This window comes from Stenotrophomonas sp. RS-48, from assembly GCF_030053245.1.
GTDB lineage: Bacteria > Pseudomonadota > Gammaproteobacteria > Xanthomonadales > Xanthomonadaceae > Stenotrophomonas > Stenotrophomonas maltophilia_P.
Genome location: NZ_JASGBV010000040.1, coordinates 1 through 15,748, shown reverse-complemented (window position 1 = coordinate 15,748; position 15,748 = coordinate 1). Strand labels below are relative to the sequence as shown.

Genomic DNA, 15,748 nt, shown 5'->3' with positions numbered 1-15,748 from the left:
TCGGATCCGAACAGGTTCCGCCCCCGATGTTGATCAACGGAACGGCATGCCGCGGCCACCCATGGCGCCCATCATGCCCTTCATGCTGCGCATCATGCCCTTCATGCCGCCGCCGGCCATTTTGCTCATCATCTTTTCCATCTGCATGTACTGCTTCATGAGCTTGTTGACGTCGGCCGGAGTCACGCCCGAGCCCTTGGCGATGCGCGCGCGGCGCGAGCCGTTGAGCAGGTTCGGGTTGCGCCGTTCCTTCTTGGTCATCGAACTGATGATGGCGATCATGCGGGGCACTTCCTTGCCCTGGCTGACCTGCTGCTTGAGGTGGTCCGGGATGTTGCCCAGGCCCGGCAGCTTGTCCATCAGGCCGCCGATGCCGCCCATGTTCTGCATCTGCTCCAGCTGGTCGCGCATGTCGTTCAGGTCGAACTTCTTGCCCTTGGCGACCTTCTCGGCCAGCTTGGCCGCCTTGTCCTTGTCAACCTGCTGCTCGACCTGCTCGACCAGCGACAGCACATCGCCCATGTCCAGGATGCGGCTGGCGATGCGGTCCGGATGGAACACATCCAGGCCGTCCGGCTTTTCGCTGACACCGACGAACTTGATCGGCTTGCCGGTGATGTAGCGCACACTCAGGGCGGCACCGCCACGGGCGTCACCGTCGGTCTTGGTCAGCACCACGCCGGTCAGCGGCAGCGCATCCCCGAAGGCCTTGGCGGTGTTGGCCGCGTCCTGGCCGGTCATGGCATCGACCACGAACAGAGTCTCGGCCGGGTTGACCGCTGCGTGCAGGGCCTTGATCTCGGCCATCATCGCTTCATCGATGGCCAGGCGGCCGGCGGTATCGACCAGCAGCACGTCGACGAACGACTTGCGCGCATCGTCGATGGCGGCGCGGACGATGGCTTCCGGCTTCTGGTCGGCGCTGGACGGGAAGAACAGCACGCCGACCTGTTCGGCCAGGGTCTTCAGCTGCTCGATCGCCGCAGGACGGTAGACGTCGGCCGAGACCACCATCACCTTCTTCTTGCGCTTTTCCTTCAGGTGCTTGGCCAGCTTGCCCACGGTCGTGGTCTTGCCGGCGCCCTGCAGGCCCGCCATCAGGATGATGGCCGGCGCCGGCACGTTGAGGTTCAGGTCGCTGGCTTCAGCGCCCATCACCGCGGTCAGCTCGTCGCGGACGACCTTGATCAGCGCCTGGCCGGGGGTCAGCGACTTCAACACTTCCTGGCCAACGGCGCGCACCTTGATGCGCTCGATCAGCGCCTGTACCACCGGCAGCGCGACATCGGCCTCGAGCAGCGCGATGCGGACCTCGCGGGTGGCCTCGCGGATGTTCTCCTCGGTCAGGCGGCCACGGCCGCGCAGGCGCTCGATGGTGCCGGAAAGGCGCTGGGTCAGGGACTCGAACATGCGGTGCGACCTGTCTGAAAACGGGGGACAATAAGGCACACAGTATAGCCGGTCCGCCCCTGCTCCCGGGCTGCGACACGGCGGCCGTCGCCAGCACCCCGGGGGTATGCGAAACTGCCACGATGACAATCGTTCTCATCGCCGTCCTGCTCTACCTGGCCGCCAGCGTCCTGCTGGTGCGCGCGCTCGGCCGCGATGGTGCCGTAGGTTCGCCCGCCTGGCTGTGGCCGGCGCTGCCAGCCATCGTGCTGCATGGCGGCTATCACGTGATGGTGGCGATGCGCACGAACGGCGGGCCGGACATGCATTTCTTCGCGGCGCTGTCGCTGGTCGGCCTGGGCATGGCCTGGCTGACGTCGCTGGTGGGTGCACGCGGCCGCATGTCCGCGCTGGGCGTGGTGGTGTTTCCGCTCGCGGCACTGTTGCTGCTGGCCTATCACGGCTATGGCCACGAGCCGAGCAAGGTGCTGGGCTGGCGGTTGGCCAGCCATGCCTGGCTGGCCCTGCTGGCCTACGCCACGCTGAGCATCGCGGCATTGCTGGCGATCATGCTGTGGCTGCAGGAACGCGCGCTGCGCCGCCGCGAATTCCGGCCCTGGCTGCGCGCCCTGCCCCCGCTGGCCGATCTGGAAGCGCTGCTGTTCCGGGTCATCGCGGTGGGCTTCGCCCTGCTCACGCTGACCCTGGTCACCGGCGTCCTGTTCGTCGATGACCTGCTTGCACAGAAGCTGGTGCACAAGACCGTACTGAGCGTGCTGTCGTGGATCGTTTTCGGCGTGCTGCTGATCGGCCGCCGCCGCTACGGCTGGCGCGGGGTGAAGGCGGTGCACTGGACATTGACGGCCATGCTGTTGCTGCTGCTGGCCTTCTTCGGCAGCCAGTTCGCGATCGAGCTGGTGTTCGGACACTCCCGTTGATCGGATGACAGGTCCGCCGGGCATCGCCCGGCGGCGCAGAGCAGTAGCGCCGGGCCATGCCCGGCGAGCGAGGCGTGCCTACAGGCCGTACCGCTCGATCAGGTCCAGATGCGGCTGGCGATCCTGGTCGCAGGCTTCGGCCAGGCGCAGCCAGCACAGCGAATGTGCCCAGCCGGCGGTGGCCTGCTGCAGGAACCGGTGCAGCGCGAGCGGTGCGTGATCCTGAGGCTGGGCGATGGTGAACAGCAGCCCCGGCAGCGTGCCATCCTCGGCCTCCGGGTCGGTCACGGTGTAGTCGGGACGGCTGTGGGCCCAGACTTTCCAGCCCTGCGCCTCCACCGCCTCGACCAAGGCATTCCAGGCGTCCTCACCCGGATGGGCGCCGTCGATCAGCCAGCTGCGGGCGAAGCCGCCACGCTCCAGCACATGCACCTGTGCGTAGGTCGGGATGAAGTGCTCGCGTGCCTCCTCGTCTTCCGGTGCCGGATGCACCAGCGCCGCGTCGAACACCACCCAGTCACCCACCTGCTGGGCGCGGTTGGCCGGCGCGTTCTCGACGATGCGGGCGGTCACCGGGCCACTGCGCCGGGCGTAGTACTCCATCGGCTCGCCCTCTTCCTCGCTGCGGATGATCACCCAGCCCCACGGCTCTTCGACCACACCCTCGGTGCTGGACAGTTCCATGCCGATCGCCGCCGCCGACCGCCGCACGGCGTCCCAGTCATGCGCGGCGCTGGCGGCACTCATGTGGTCCCAATGCGCGGCATTGGGCTCCTCCAGCAGTTCGATCAGCTGCGCGTAGCAGGCCTGGGCATCGCTGAAGCGTCCGGTCTCCATGTACATGCGGGCCAGCGTGCCACGCGCGCCATGCGATCCCGGCGACAGCTCCAGCAGCGCCTTTGCGGCCAGCTCCAACGCCGGCCAGTCGGACACCCGGCGCGCGCGCTGCACCTCGCACCAGTGGGCGAACACCGGCACGCTGTCGCGGAAGACATCCGCCAACCGGCGCAGGCCGGCGTCATCGCCCTGTTCGGCCAGCCACCGCATCAGCGTGTAGGCCGCGGCACCATCGTGCTGCGGATGCGCCGCCACGAAGTCCCACAGCAGTGCGCGTGCTTCGGCCTGCGCGCCGCAGGCATTGAGCGCCGAAGCCGCCGTGTCGGCCAACGGCTCATCATCGGGACACTGTGCGTGGGCCTGCAGCAACCATTGCGCCTCCTGCTCGGGATCGCGCGAGTGGTTCTGCTCCCCGCGCGCTTCCAGCCACGCCAGCAGCTCCGTGGCCGGCACCGGCAACGGCGCGACCTCCGGCAGGCTTTCCACGCGTGCAGCCAGGGCGGCCACCAGCGCGGACGCGCCGCGGTCCTGGCGCAGCTGCGGAAGGTGGGCACGGGCCAGGCCCAGCTGCCGCTGCGCCACCCAGCGCGCGCCCCGCTGCAGCGCCAGCTCCAGGCTGAGTGCAGCCACCTCGATCAACAGCCGGTGCGAACCGACGCGGGCGAAATGTTCGATGATGGTGTTGAAGCGCGTACCCAGGTCCCAGGTGTTGCGCGCCGGATCGCGCCGGCACAACGCGGCGGCGGTGTTCGCCCACAGTCTCCAGTAGTTCGGCGTCAGCTCGCTCCACGGCACCATCTGCTGCAGCGCTTCTTCGTCGCGGCCCAGCTGTGCCAGCGCCCAGGCCTTGGACAGGCGGCGCGGCACGGTGCAGTTGGCCGGCTCATACTCGCCCGACGCGACCACCTCGGCCTCCCGCTTTTCGATCAGCGCCAGCGCTTCCTCAGCGCGGCCCAGGCCCAGAAGGATCTTGATCTGCATCTCCGGGAAGCTGTCGAACACCTCCTTGCCGCAGGCCTCGATCGCGTCGGCCTGTGCCTGCAGGTAATCCAGCGCCTCCTGGCCCCGATCGTCGTCCAGCAGCGCGTCCGCCTTCTCGCAGCTCAGGCACTGGAAGCAGGCCCAGCTCGGATCGATGCGTGCCAGGGTCTCGTCGCAGACCTCGACCCGTTCGGGCACCCAGCCGGGGCCGTCGATGTTGCCGTAGCAGGCGGCCAGATCCTGGGTCACGCAGATCGACTGCGGGCACTCCAGGGTGTCCTCGCGATGCGCACGCTCGAACAGCGCGACCGCCTCGCCCAGTGCACTTTCACCTTCGACGCGGTTGCCCACGCGGTTGCGCAGCGCCCAGTGGCCGACGTAGACATCGACCCAGGGATTGTCCAGCGCCTTGCCCAGCGCACGCGCCTCGGGCAACAGCGCATCGACGCGGTCGACCTGCAGCTCGCTGACGTCGTCTGCAAGGCGGTTCAGCAGGTGCGCGTTCTGCGCCTGCCCGGCCTGGCGCAGGTCGCCCTGCAGTTTTTCTACCCAGTTCCAGATGTCCATGAGGGGATTACGTGCTCCTGTCTAGCGAAGGCTGGATGAGAGCGGGCGTCAGCGCAGCATCTGCTGCAGCGCGCCCGCGATGTCGGTGAAGGCTCCATTGAGGTCGGGGCCTGCGGTTGCCGTCGTCCGCGCCAGGGGCCTGCCCTGCGCGGCGACGATGATCTTCAGGGAGCGCAGCAGGCGTGCGGCCGCTTCGGCCTGCGGGTGGCCTTCGCGCTGTGCGCGCAGCAGCGCCTGCACTGCGGTGTTGTCGAGGTTGAGATACAGCCGCGACGGTGCACGCGATTCGATGCGTGCAGTGAACTGGCGGGCCAGCCGCAGCGCGGCCATCGATACCCGCTTGTCGTTCTCGTCGTCCTCCAGCCGCTGCTTCAGTTCGGCCTCGCGGTCGGGCACCACCACCACCGGCAGTGCCTCCGGACTGAAGCGCGCCGGCAGCAGCTGCTCACCATCGCCCAACTGCTCACGCAGCCAGGCCAGCTGCGCCTCATCGAGGCTGTCATCGGTACGGAACAGCGCGCGGTTGCCCTGCTCGGTGCCCAGTTCCACCAGGCGCAGGCCCTTGGCCTGGGCCCAGCGACGCAGGAACGGAACCACCGCATAACGATGGCCATGCGCGACCGGCACCCCCATCGCGCGGAACAGCATCTCTTCGAAACCGCCACCGTTGTCGAGGATCACATGCACGGCGCCGCGTGCCGGCAGCGCGCTGGCCGGCAGATCGCCCTGCGAGGTCGGCACGCGCACGTGCTCCACCAGCAGTTCGAACAGGCGGTCATCACACAGCGCCGCGCCCAGCAGCGCTTCGTTGTGGCGGGCCAGCACCCGGCGCCAGGCTTCAGGCTGCTGCCGTGCGACCTCGGCCAGGCCATCGATCAACGCTTCCAGCAGGGCATGCTGCACGGCGCGGTAATGATCATCGCGCTGCAGATCCTCACGACTGGCGGTGGGCGTCAGCCGTGAGGACTCGATCACGCCACCGATGAAGCCCGCCCAGGGCGGCAGCAGGTCACGTGCATCGTCGTCCAGCAGCATGCCGCGCACGAACACCGACAGATTGCGGTTGTCACTGGTGCCATAGGTGGCGCCATCCTGCACCCACAACAGGCCCGTGGCGTCGCTGACGCCATCGGCGCGCAGCGGCAGGGTGACGATGGGCTCGAAGTCATGCTCGAAACGCGCGGCGAACTGCAGGGACTGCCGGCGCGCCTGCACCGGGTGCAGCGCGACCTCGCCCTGCACCCGCCACGGCGGCGGCTCCGGATTGATCGCCGAGGTGGCGGCACCGATGAAGATTGGTTCGGACAGCAGCGCGCAGTACCGCCCCAGCACCTCGTGCAGGCGTGCTTCGTTGGCCAGCGGCAGGAAGTCAGGGTGCAGTTCCAGCTCCACTTCGGTTCCGATCTCGCGCGCGGGCACTTCGCTGACCGTGTACTGCTCGGCATTGCTGGACACGTACAGATGGCCGAGTTCCGGCGTCTGGTAGGAGGTGGTGCGAACGCTGACCCGACGCGCCAGCACGAAGGCGGACAGGAAGCCGAGACCGAACATGCCGATCAGGCCATCCTCGTCGGCGCCGCCCTGGCGCAGGCCACGGGTGTAGCCGACACCGACGGTCGCCAGGTAATCGTGGATCTCCTGGCGGGTCAGGCCCGCCCCGGTATCGCTGATGCGCAGCACGCCGGCGGTGGCGTCGACCTGGACGGAGATTCGGGAAGGCACGTCCATGCCCCGCTGCTCGATGCGACGGCGGATGATCGAGTCATGCGCGTTCTGCACCAGCTCGCGCAGGGCCACCATCGGCGTGGAATACAGGTGCTTGCCCAGCACCGTCATCAGTCCATTGAGGTCGACGCCCGCACGGCGGATTTCGGCGGCGGGGGCGGTAAGCGCGGGGTCCTGCATGTAATCGTTTACTCCTGGGCGCGGAAAGGCGCCACAGGGCGCCTTCGTCGAGCGGGAAAAACTAGCACAGGGAGGCTGACCGTAGCCGCATCTGACGTCTGCAGCGTCTGGCCCATGCCCGGCGGTCCTTCGCCGGGGAAGCAGACGCGCGTTGCCCGGCTCAACAGGATCGCGGCCGCCGGCGCGCCTCCGATGGAATCACGCCGCGTCGATCGCCTCGGACAGGCGCTCCACGGCGATCACCTCCATGCCCTTGACCGAGCCCCCCTTGGGCGCATTGGCCTTCGGCACGATCGCACGCCTGAAACCATGGGTGGCCGCCTCGCGCAGCCGGTCCTCACCATTGGGCACCGGCCGGATCTCGCCGGACAGGCCCACTTCGCCGAAGGCGATGGTCTTCTCGGCCAACGGCCGGTCCTGCAGCGACGACAGCACCGCCAGCAGCACCGGGAGGTCGGCGGCCGTCTCCTGCACGCGGATGCCGCCGACGACATTGACGAACACATCCTGGTCGCCCACCAGCACACCGCCGTGCCGGTGCAGCACCGCCAGCAGCATGGCCAGACGGTTCTGCTCCAGGCCTACGGCGACACGGCGCGGGTTCGACAGCGGCGACGCGTCGACCAGCGCCTGTACCTCCACCAGCAGCGGACGGGTTCCTTCACGGGTCACCATCACGCAGCTGCCGGGCTGATGCGTACTGCCACCGGACAGGAAGATGGCCGACGGATTGGAGACCTCCTTCAGGCCCTTGTCGCCCATGGCGAACACGCCCAGCTCGTTGACCGCGCCGAAACGGTTCTTGAACGCACGCAGCAGCCGGAAGCGGCTGCCGCTTTCGCCTTCGAAGTACAGCACCGCATCGACCATGTGTTCCAGCACACGCGGGCCGGCGATGCCACCTTCCTTGGTGACGTGGCCGACCAGGAACACGGCGGTGCCGGTTTCCTTGGCGAAACGCACCAGCCGTGCGGCACTCTCGCGCACCTGGCTGACCGACCCCGGTGCGGCTGTCAGGCTTTCCGTCCACAGCGTCTGCACCGAGTCGGCCACGATCAGGCGCGGGCCGGCCTTGGCCGCGTGCTGGAGGATCGACTCGACGCCGGTTTCAGCGAGCGCGTTGACGCCATCCAGGGGCAGTTCCAGCCGATGCGCGCGACCGGCCACCTGGGCCAAAGACTCCTCGCCGGTGACGTAGAGCACCGGCAGCTCGGCCGCCATCCTGGCGACCGCCTGCAGCAGCAGGGTCGACTTGCCGATGCCGGGATCGCCGCCGACCAGCACCACCGCCCCCTCCACCAGGCCGCCGCCGAGCACGCGGTCGAACTCGCCGATGCCGGTGCTGACCCGGCGATGCTCGGTCTGCTCCACGTCCTTCAGGGCGGTGATCTTCGGCGGATCGACCTTGCCCGCCCAGCCGGCCCGCCGCGATGCCGGCGCCTTGGCCGCCGCCGCGCTTTCCAGGACGATTTCCGACAGCGAATTCCAGGCATTGCACTCGGTGCACTGGCCCTGCCATTTGCTGTACTCGGCGCCGCATTCATTGCAGACGTAGGCGGTGCGGGCTTTTGCCATCTGGGAATTTCCTGCGGCGGGGACGGGCGTGGCAGGATAGCCGAGCCCGGTCGCAGGTGCTGCGACCGCTCAAGTACCGCCCACCTGCGCCGATAGGGGTCGCGGGCGTGCGCCTTGCGGGCGCCCCTCCCTTTCCCACTGGATTCAACATGACTGGAAGTTACAGTCAGAGCCTGGTCGCCATCTCTCTGCTGGTGGCCATTCTTGCTTCGTACACGGCCCTGGACATGGCCGGGCGTGTCGCCAGCGCGCAGGGACGCGTCGCCCGCTGGTGGCTGGCTGGTGGCGCCGCCGCGATGGGCCTGGGCATCTGGTCGATGCACTTCATCGGCATGCTGGCGTTCGACCTGCCAATCCCGATCGGTTACGACCTGGCCATCACCCTCTACTCCCTGGCCGTGTCGATCGGTGCATCGGCCTATGCGCTGTGGCTGGTCTCCCGCCCCAGCCTGCCGCGACGGCGGCTGCTGGCCGGTGCGGTGCTGATGGGCACCGGCATCGCGGCCATGCATTACCTGGGCATGGCCGCCATGCGCATGCAGCCCGGCATCGACTACCACCCAGGATGGTTCGCGACATCGATCTTGGTGGCCATCGGCGCAGCCGGCGCTGCGCTGTGGATCGCCTTCCGCCTGCGCACCGAGCAGCGCAACACGCTGCGCCTGCGCCTGCTCGCCTCGCTGGTGATGGGGCTGGCCATCGTCGGCATGCATTACACCGGCATGGCCGCCGCACGCTTCGCGGACGGCAGCATCTGCGGTGCCGTGGTCAACGGCGGCATCGATGCCCGCTGGCTGGCGGTACTGGTCATCGTCACCACCGTGGCGACGCTTGGCATCGCGCTGGTGGCCTCCCTGTTCGATCGCCAGATGCGGGTCCGCACCGGGCTGCTGGCCGATTCGCTCGCGCACGCCAACAACCGGCTGATCCAGGCCGCGCTGCACGACCCGCTGACCCAGCTGCCCAACCGCATGCTGCTGCAGGACCGCATCGAACAGGCCATCGAGAAGGCCTGCCGGCACCAGCACGCGGTGGCCGTGATGTTCTGCGATCTTGACGGATTCAAGGCGGTCAACGACGCCTACGGTCATCAACTGGGTGATCGCCTGCTGGTCGCCGTCGCGCAACGCATCGGCGGCCTGCTGCGACCGCAGGACACCTTCGCGCGCCTGGGCGGGGACGAATTCGTGATCGTGCTGGCGATCGACATCCCGGATGACGCCGTGGTCGTCGCAGAGCGCATCATCGCCGCGGCCAGCGAGCCTTTCATTCTCGACGCAGCCGAGCTGCAGGTCAGCGCCAGCCTCGGCATCGCCCTGTACCCGGACGACGCCGGCAACGAACGCGAGCTGATGGCCCACGCCGATGCAGCCATGTACCACACCAAGGACACCGGCCGGAACGGCTACACGTTCTTCACTCCCTCGATGCAGCTCAGTGCAAACCGCCAGCTGCGGCTGCTGCAGGATCTGCGCAAGGCCATCGCCCGGGACGAACTGGTGCTGCACTACCAGCCGAAATTTCCCGCCGCCGATGCCCCCGCCAGCGGCGCCGAAGCGCTGCTGCGCTGGCAGCACCCGGAACTGGGCCTGCTGGCACCGGACGTGTTTATCCCGATCGCCGAGCGCAGCGGGCTGATCCTGCCGATCGGTGACTGGGTGCTGGATCGCGCCTGCGCCCAGCTGCGTGCGTGGCATGATGCCGGCCATCGCGGCTGGACGATGGCGGTCAACCTGTCTCCCCTGCAGTTCGCCTCGCCGACGCTGCTGGCCAGCGTGCGTGCGGCGCTGGAACGACACGCCATCGATCCGCCTCTGCTGACGCTTGAGATCACCGAAACGACTGCGATGAAGAATGTCGACGCGAGCCTGGCGATTCTCAACGATCTCACCGCGATGGGCGTGCACATCGCCATCGACGATTTCGGCACCGGCTATTCCAGCCTGCTCTACCTCAAGCGCATGCCGGCCACCGAGCTGAAGATCGACCGGGCCTTCGTGCACGACCTGGAACGCAATGCCGAAGACGCCGCGATCGTCTCCTCGATCATCGCCCTGGGCCGTACGCTGCAGTTGCAGGTGGTGGCCGAGGGCGTGGAGACCCAGGCCCAGCGCGAGTATCTGAGCGAACTGGGCTGCGACCAGCTGCAGGGCTACCACCTGGGTCGGCCGATGGATGCCGAGGAGTTCCTGCGCAAGGTGGGGTGAGGCCCGTCGTGCGAGGTCGGAGCCCTCGCCTGCAACATGGGATCCGACCCCATCCACCCGACAACAGAAAGGCCGCCCGGGGGCGGCCTTTCTGCGTGGCAACGTCGCGGGGACGTCAGTGCATCATATGCACGTTCATGTTGTGCATGACCCACAGGGTGCCGACCACGATGATGCCGATCACCACGATGGTGAAGGCAGCAGCGTTGACGTTCCAGCGGCTCTCCGAGGAGCGGTCCAGGTGCAGGAAGAACACCAGGTGGACCAGCATCTGCAGCACGGCGGTGATCGCGATCACCACACCGTTGACGGTGCGGGAGAAGTCGCCCGACATCACCATCCAGAACGGGATGACGGTCAGCACCACTGCCAGCACGAAGCCGATCAGGTACGACTTCACGCTGCCGTGGCTTTCGCCACCGGTGCCATGATCGTGTGCGTGGTTGTCATGTGCCATTACAGCGCTCCATTGAGGTAGACGACGGAGAACACGCCGATCCAGATCAGGTCCAGGAAGTGCCAGAACAGGCTCAGGCACGCCATGCGGGTCTTGTTGGTCGGGGTCAGGCCGTACTTCTTCAGCTGCACGAACATCACCAGCAGCCACAGCAGGCCGGCGCTGACGTGCAGGCCGTGGGTACCGACCAGGGCGAAGAACGCCGACAGGAAGGCACTGCGGTCCGGACCATAGCCCTGGTGGATCAGGTGCTGGAATTCCCACACTTCCATGCACATGAAGCCGAAGCCCAGCAGCCAGGTGATTGCCAGCCACAGGTACATCTGACCCACCTGCTTGCGGTGCAGGGCGATCATGCCCAGACCGAAGGTCAGCGAGGAGGTCAGCAGCAGCGCGGTTTCCCAGGCCACGAACGACAGTTCGAACAGGTCCTTCGGACCGGGGCCACCATCGGTGCCGCCGGCCAGCACCACATAGGTGGCGAACAGCGACGCGAAGATGAGGCAGTCGCTCATCAGGTACACCCAGAAACCGAAGACGGTGTTGCCGCCGGTGTCGTGATGCTCGTGGTCGTCATGGCCATGGGCCGCCGCATGCGCGGCGTGCCCGTGGCTCAGGGTCGAGGTATTGGTGCTCATGCCTTCAGCTCCGACTTCACCAGGCCCTGGGCTTCCAGGTGCTTGCGGTGTTCGTTCTCGATGCGTTCCACCTCGGCGGCCGGGACCCAGTAGTCCACGTCCTGGTCGAAGGTGCGGTAGATGAACGTGGCGATCATGCCGACGAAGCCGACGATGGCCAGCCACCAGATGTGCCAGATCATCGCGAAGCCGAACACCAGGCTGAAGGCACCGATGACAACACCCGTGCCGGTATTGCGCGGCATGTGGATGTCGGTGTACTTCGCCGGCTTCGGCCAGGCCTCACCGCGCTGCTTGCGCTCCCAGAAATCGTCCAGCTCGGTGACGTCCGGCAGCGTGGCGAAGTTGTAGAACGCCGGCGGCGAAGAGGTTTCCCACTCCAGCGTACGGGCATCCCACGGATCGCCGGTCAGGTCGACGGTCTTCTTGCGGTCGCGGATCGACACGGCCACCTGGATGATCTGGCACAGGATGCCGGCACCGACGATGAAGGCACCTGCAGCAGCAACCAGCAGCAGCGGCTCATAGGCAGGATTGACCGTGCTCTGCAGGCGACGGGTCATGCCCATGAAGCCCAGCACGTACATCGGCATGAAGGTCACGTAGAAGCCGATGAACCAGCACCAGAACGCGCACTTGCCCCAGAACTCGTTGAGGCGGAAGCCGAACATCTTCGGCCACCAGTAGGTGATGCCCGCGAACATGCCGAACACCACGCCGCCGATGATCACGTTATGGAAGTGCGCGATCAGGAACAGGCTGTTGTGCAGCACGAAATCGATGGCCGGGATGGCCAGCATCACGCCGGTCATGCCGCCGATGGTGAAGGTGACCATGAAGCCGATCGTCCACAGCACCGGCGTGGTGAACTGCACGCGGCCGCGGAACATGGTGAACAGCCAGTTGAAGATCTTCACGCCCGTGGGAATGGAGATGATCATCGTCGTGATGCCGAAGAAGGCATTGACGTTGGCACCCGAACCCATGGTGAAGAAGTGGTGCAGCCACACGATGAACGACAGCACGCCGATGCAGGCGGTGGCGTAGACCATGCCCTTGTAACCGAACAGGGCCTTGCGCGAATACGTGGCGATCACTTCCGAGAACACGCCGAACGCCGGCAGGACCAGGATGTACACCTCCGGGTGGCCCCAGATCCAGATCAGGTTGATGTACAGCATGGCGTTGCCGCCACCGTCATTGGTGAAGAAGTGCGTACCCAGGTAACGGTCCAGGGTCAGCAGCACCAGGGTGATGGTCAGCACCGGGAAGGCAGCGACGATCAGCACGTTGGTCACCAGGGCAGTCCAGGTGAACACCGGCATCTGCATCAGCTTCATGCTCGGCGTGCGCATCTTGAGGATGGTGATGAAGAAGTTGATACCACTCAGCGTGGTACCCAGACCCGCCACCTGTAGACCCCAGATGTAGTAGTCCATGCCTACGCTTGGACTGTATTCGATCCCCGACAAGGGCGGGAATGCCAGCCAGCCGGTGGCGGCGAACTCACCGATCCACAGCGACAGCATGATCAGCACCGCACCGGCGACGAACAGCCAGAAGCTGAGCGAGTTGACGAACGGGAACGCGACGTCGCGCGCACCGATCTGCAGCGGCACGGCCAGATTCATCAGGCCGGTGATCAACGGCATCGCCACGAAGAAGATCATGATCACGCCGTGGGCGGTGAAGATCTGGTCGTAGTGGTGCGGCGGCAGGTAACCCTCGGAGCCACCGACGGCGATGGCCTGCTGGGTGCGCATCATGATCGCGTCGGAGAAACCGCGCAGCAGCATGACGAAGGCGACGATGAGGTACATCACGCCGATCTTCTTGTGATCCACCGAGGTGAACCACTCCTTCCACAGATAGCCCCACAGCTTGAACTTGGTGATCAGGGCGACGACGCCCAGGCCACCCAGCACCGCACCGACCAGTGTGGTCAGCACGATCGGATCGTGGGGGATCGACTCAAGAGAGAGTTTTCCCAGCATGTTCATTCTCCCGAGCCCGCATGACCGGCGTGGCCGGCGTGCTCGTGTTCAGTGGCATCCAGGTTTTCCCCGGACTCCTTGGACTTGTGCTCTTCGCTCGGGGCGTGGCCTTCATGCCCTTCATGGCTGGCAGCATCGGCGGCAGCGGCGCCCGCATGGGCGTGCTTCATGCCGTAGTGCTTGTTGTCGCCCATGTGCTTGGCGATGACCCAGTCGAACAGGCCCTCCTCGGACCGGCCGTAGTAGGTCACCGGATACCACTCGGCATTGCGCGCTTCACCCAGGGCCTTGAACGAGGCCTTGTCCAGCGTCTGCTCACCGGCGCGGACCTGGTCCAGCCACTGGCGGTACTCGGCATCGGTGACCGAATAGGCAGTGAAGTGCATCTTGGCGAAGCCCGCACCGCTGTAGTGTGAGGACATGCCCGGGAATTCACCGGTTTCGTTGGCGATCAGGTGGAGCTTGGTCTCCATCGCCGCCATCGAATAGATCATGCTGCCCAGGTGCGGGATGAAGAAGGCATTCATCACCGTGTCGGAGGTGATCTTGAAGTTCAGCGGAGTGTTGACCGGGAACTTGATCTCGTTGACGACCGCGATCTTCTCTTCCGGATAGATGAACAGCCACTTCCAGTCCAGCGAGATCGCCTCGATGGTGACCGGCTTGACGTCCGATTCCAGCGGCTTGTACGGATCCAGCGCGTGCGAGGAGCGCCAGGTCAGCACGGCCAGCACCAGCACGATCATGCAGGGGATCGACCACACCACCACCTCGATCGCCGTCGAGTGCGACCACTTCGGCTCGTAACGGGCCTTGGTGTTGGAAGCGCGGTACTTCCACGCGAAGGTCAGGGTCATGATGATGACCGGGATGACGACCAGCAGCATGAGCACGGTGGCCGTGATCAGCAGGGTCTTCTCATCCTGGCCGATCTGGCCCTTCGGACTGAGGATGGCCACGGCATCGCAGCCGGTGAGCATCACCAGCACTGCGAGCAGCAGGCCCGGGCGCAACCAGCGCCCAAGGGTTTTCAACGGAATCATCGGTCGATCCAATTGCGAGGGAATGCCGTTCCCCGTCCTGCCCGCTCCGGCCAAAGCCGGTCCCACCCGTCCGGAGACAGGCAGGGAGGTGGGGTCGAGTCAGCCTTGCAATTTTAGGCCGTCACCCACCATTTAAGAAAGGCATTGACAATGATCCTCCGCAGGAAAGGCCCCATTCTGGCTGCGACACGTTGTCGCACCGTGCGCGCAATGGGGCGCGGAGCATCGCAGCCGCAGGTGTCGCCACGCCGGGATCCCTCGTTCGGCAAAGTCGAATGAACGCATTCAGGAACTGTGGCATGCTGACGCGCGTGCGATGCTGTCCGTCTACTGGAGAGCTCCAATGGGCAAAGTCGATTTCAAGACGCTTGACCGCACCCTGTACCGGGCGCCGACCGGCGACTTCGTCCTGCTCCAAGTGCCCTCCCTGCCGTTCGTGATGATTGACGGCCGCGGCGACCCCAACACGGCAATCGCCTACGCCGAGGCCGTACGCTGGCTTTACTCCGTCAGCTATGCGTTGAAGTTCGCCCTCAAGGCGGTGGGACAGGACCATGTGGTTGCGCCGCTGGAGGGGCTGTGGAGCGCTGAGGATCCGGGCAGCTTCGTCGCCCGCCGCAAGGACGAATGGACCTGGACCCTGATGATCCGCACCCCGGATGCCGTCGACACGCCGCGGTTCGCTGCGGCAACGGAGAAGGTGAGGGCGAAGCTCGGTGCGCCACCCTCCAGCCTGCGCCTGCAGCGGCTGGAGGAGGGTCTCTGCCTGCAAACGCTGCACGTGGGCCCCTATGAGGATGAAGGCCCGACACTCGCGAGGCTGCACCAGGAGGTGATGCCATCGCTGGGCTACACGTTTGCCGGCCCGCACCATGAGATCTATCTGAGCGACCCACGGAAGACCGCTCCTTCGCGACTCAAGACACTCCTGCGCCAACCTGTGCGGGCGGTAGAGGCGGATGAGCCGCCGGTGGACGCCCCCGCCCGGCGGGCGAGGACGTCCTCCCTGCATCAGAACCGGTAACCCAGCCCCAGCTGCACACCATTCTGCAGCTGGCCGTCGCGGCGCTCGCCCACATAGTCGACCATCACCGACAGCCGCTCGCTGGCCCGGCTGGTCACACCCAGGTTCCAGCTCAGCACCTGCTCGCCCACCGTCTGGCTGTTGCTGCCGAACACCAGATCCGGCGCCGCCGCAAAGCCGGTGCTGTAGCGGG

12 protein-coding genes are annotated in these 15,748 nt (G+C 66.4%); 3 read left to right on the top strand and 9 right to left on the bottom strand.

Features of this window, described 5'->3' with window-relative positions; all coding sequences use genetic code 11:
• Positions 1-33: 33 nt before the first annotated feature.
• Positions 34-1,410 carry a signal recognition particle protein gene (gene ffh, locus QMZ25_RS08375; protein WP_053518973.1) on the bottom strand — a complete coding sequence of 459 codons (1,377 nt, stop codon included), beginning with the start codon at positions 1,408-1,410 and terminating at the stop codon, positions 34-36.
• A gap of 122 nt (positions 1,411-1,532) precedes the next feature.
• Between ffh and ccsA the strand changes: the two genes are divergently transcribed.
• A complete protein-coding gene (ccsA, locus tag QMZ25_RS08370; RefSeq protein ID WP_053518974.1) occupies positions 1,533-2,327 on the top strand; it encodes a cytochrome c biogenesis protein CcsA in 795 nt (264 codons plus the stop codon).
• A 78-nt stretch (positions 2,328-2,405) separates the two neighbouring features.
• Here the strand turns inward: ccsA and QMZ25_RS08365 are convergent, their stop codons facing one another.
• The 3 genes from QMZ25_RS08365 to radA all read right to left on the bottom strand — a co-directional run bounded on the left by QMZ25_RS08365 (position 2,406) and on the right by radA (position 8,192).
• Positions 2,406-4,712, bottom strand: coding sequence for a tetratricopeptide repeat protein (locus tag QMZ25_RS08365; RefSeq protein WP_283219443.1), 2,307 nt, complete (start codon positions 4,710-4,712; stop codon positions 2,406-2,408).
• Between the two features lie 48 nt (positions 4,713-4,760).
• Positions 4,761-6,617: an ATP-binding protein gene (locus QMZ25_RS08360; RefSeq protein WP_283219442.1), complete on the bottom strand. Its 1,857-nt coding sequence runs from the start codon at positions 6,615-6,617 to the stop codon at positions 4,761-4,763.
• A gap of 198 nt (positions 6,618-6,815) precedes the next feature.
• A complete protein-coding gene (gene radA, locus QMZ25_RS08355; protein ID WP_053518980.1) occupies positions 6,816-8,192 on the bottom strand; it encodes a DNA repair protein RadA in 1,377 nt (458 codons plus the stop codon).
• Positions 8,193-8,341: 149 nt separating this feature from the next.
• On the opposite strand from radA, the gene QMZ25_RS08350 reads away from it, so the two are divergent.
• Positions 8,342-10,399, top strand: a complete 2,058-nt coding sequence (locus QMZ25_RS08350) for a bifunctional diguanylate cyclase/phosphodiesterase (protein ID WP_283219441.1) — start codon at positions 8,342-8,344, stop codon at positions 10,397-10,399.
• Positions 10,400-10,514: 115 nt separating this feature from the next.
• On the opposite strand, the gene cyoD is transcribed toward QMZ25_RS08350, so the two are convergent.
• The 4 genes from cyoD to cyoA are packed head-to-tail and all read right to left on the bottom strand — an operon-like array spanning position 10,515 to position 14,531.
• On the bottom strand, positions 10,515-10,856 hold the full coding sequence (gene cyoD, locus QMZ25_RS08345; RefSeq protein ID WP_053518984.1) for a cytochrome o ubiquinol oxidase subunit IV: 342 nt from the start codon (positions 10,854-10,856) through the stop codon (positions 10,515-10,517).
• The gene (gene cyoC, locus QMZ25_RS08340; protein ID WP_065174633.1) at positions 10,856-11,494 is read right to left on the bottom strand and encodes a cytochrome o ubiquinol oxidase subunit III; all 639 of its coding nucleotides are present in this window, start codon (positions 11,492-11,494) and stop codon (positions 10,856-10,858) included. Before cyoC ends, cyoD begins: the two co-directional genes overlap by 1 nt.
• Positions 11,491-13,488, bottom strand: a complete 1,998-nt coding sequence (gene cyoB / locus QMZ25_RS08335; RefSeq protein ID WP_053518988.1) for a cytochrome o ubiquinol oxidase subunit I — start codon at positions 13,486-13,488, stop codon at positions 11,491-11,493. Before cyoB ends, cyoC begins: the two co-directional genes overlap by 4 nt.
• A gap of 2 nt (positions 13,489-13,490) precedes the next feature.
• Entirely contained in the window at positions 13,491-14,531 is a 1,041-nt protein-coding gene (cyoA, locus tag QMZ25_RS08330; protein WP_053518989.1) for a ubiquinol oxidase subunit II, read from the bottom strand.
• A gap of 343 nt (positions 14,532-14,874) precedes the next feature.
• Between cyoA and QMZ25_RS08325 the strand changes: the two genes are divergently transcribed.
• Complete coding sequence (locus tag QMZ25_RS08325) at positions 14,875-15,555, top strand: GyrI-like domain-containing protein (protein ID WP_065181125.1); 681 nt, start codon at positions 14,875-14,877, stop codon at positions 15,553-15,555.
• Here the strand turns inward: QMZ25_RS08325 and QMZ25_RS08320 are convergent.
• A partial coding sequence (locus tag QMZ25_RS08320) for a hypothetical protein (RefSeq protein WP_283219440.1) occupies positions 15,543-15,748 on the bottom strand: 206 nt, incomplete at its 5' end. The two genes, QMZ25_RS08325 and QMZ25_RS08320, sit on opposite strands and share 13 nt — an antisense overlap.

Coding starts and splice junctions, on each gene's coding strand:
- cyoA (WP_053518989.1), bottom strand. CDS start 14,531: ATGATTCCGTTGAAAACCCTTGGGCGCTGGTTGCGCCCGGGCCTGCTG.
- QMZ25_RS08360 (WP_283219442.1), bottom strand. CDS start 6,617: ATGCAGGACCCCGCGCTTACCGCCCCCGCCGCCGAAATCCGCCGTGCG.
- ffh (WP_053518973.1), bottom strand. CDS start 1,410: ATGTTCGAGTCCCTGACCCAGCGCCTTTCCGGCACCATCGAGCGCCTG.
- QMZ25_RS08325 (WP_065181125.1), top strand. CDS start 14,875: ATGGGCAAAGTCGATTTCAAGACGCTTGACCGCACCCTGTACCGGGCG.
- ccsA (WP_053518974.1), top strand. CDS start 1,533: ATGACAATCGTTCTCATCGCCGTCCTGCTCTACCTGGCCGCCAGCGTC.
- cyoB (WP_053518988.1), bottom strand. CDS start 13,488: ATGCTGGGAAAACTCTCTCTTGAGTCGATCCCCCACGATCCGATCGTG.
- QMZ25_RS08365 (WP_283219443.1), bottom strand. CDS start 4,712: ATGGACATCTGGAACTGGGTAGAAAAACTGCAGGGCGACCTGCGCCAG.
- cyoD (WP_053518984.1), bottom strand. CDS start 10,856: ATGGCACATGACAACCACGCACACGATCATGGCACCGGTGGCGAAAGC.
- cyoC (WP_065174633.1), bottom strand. CDS start 11,494: ATGAGCACCAATACCTCGACCCTGAGCCACGGGCACGCCGCGCATGCG.
- QMZ25_RS08350 (WP_283219441.1), top strand. CDS start 8,342: ATGACTGGAAGTTACAGTCAGAGCCTGGTCGCCATCTCTCTGCTGGTG.
- radA (WP_053518980.1), bottom strand. CDS start 8,192: ATGGCAAAAGCCCGCACCGCCTACGTCTGCAATGAATGCGGCGCCGAG.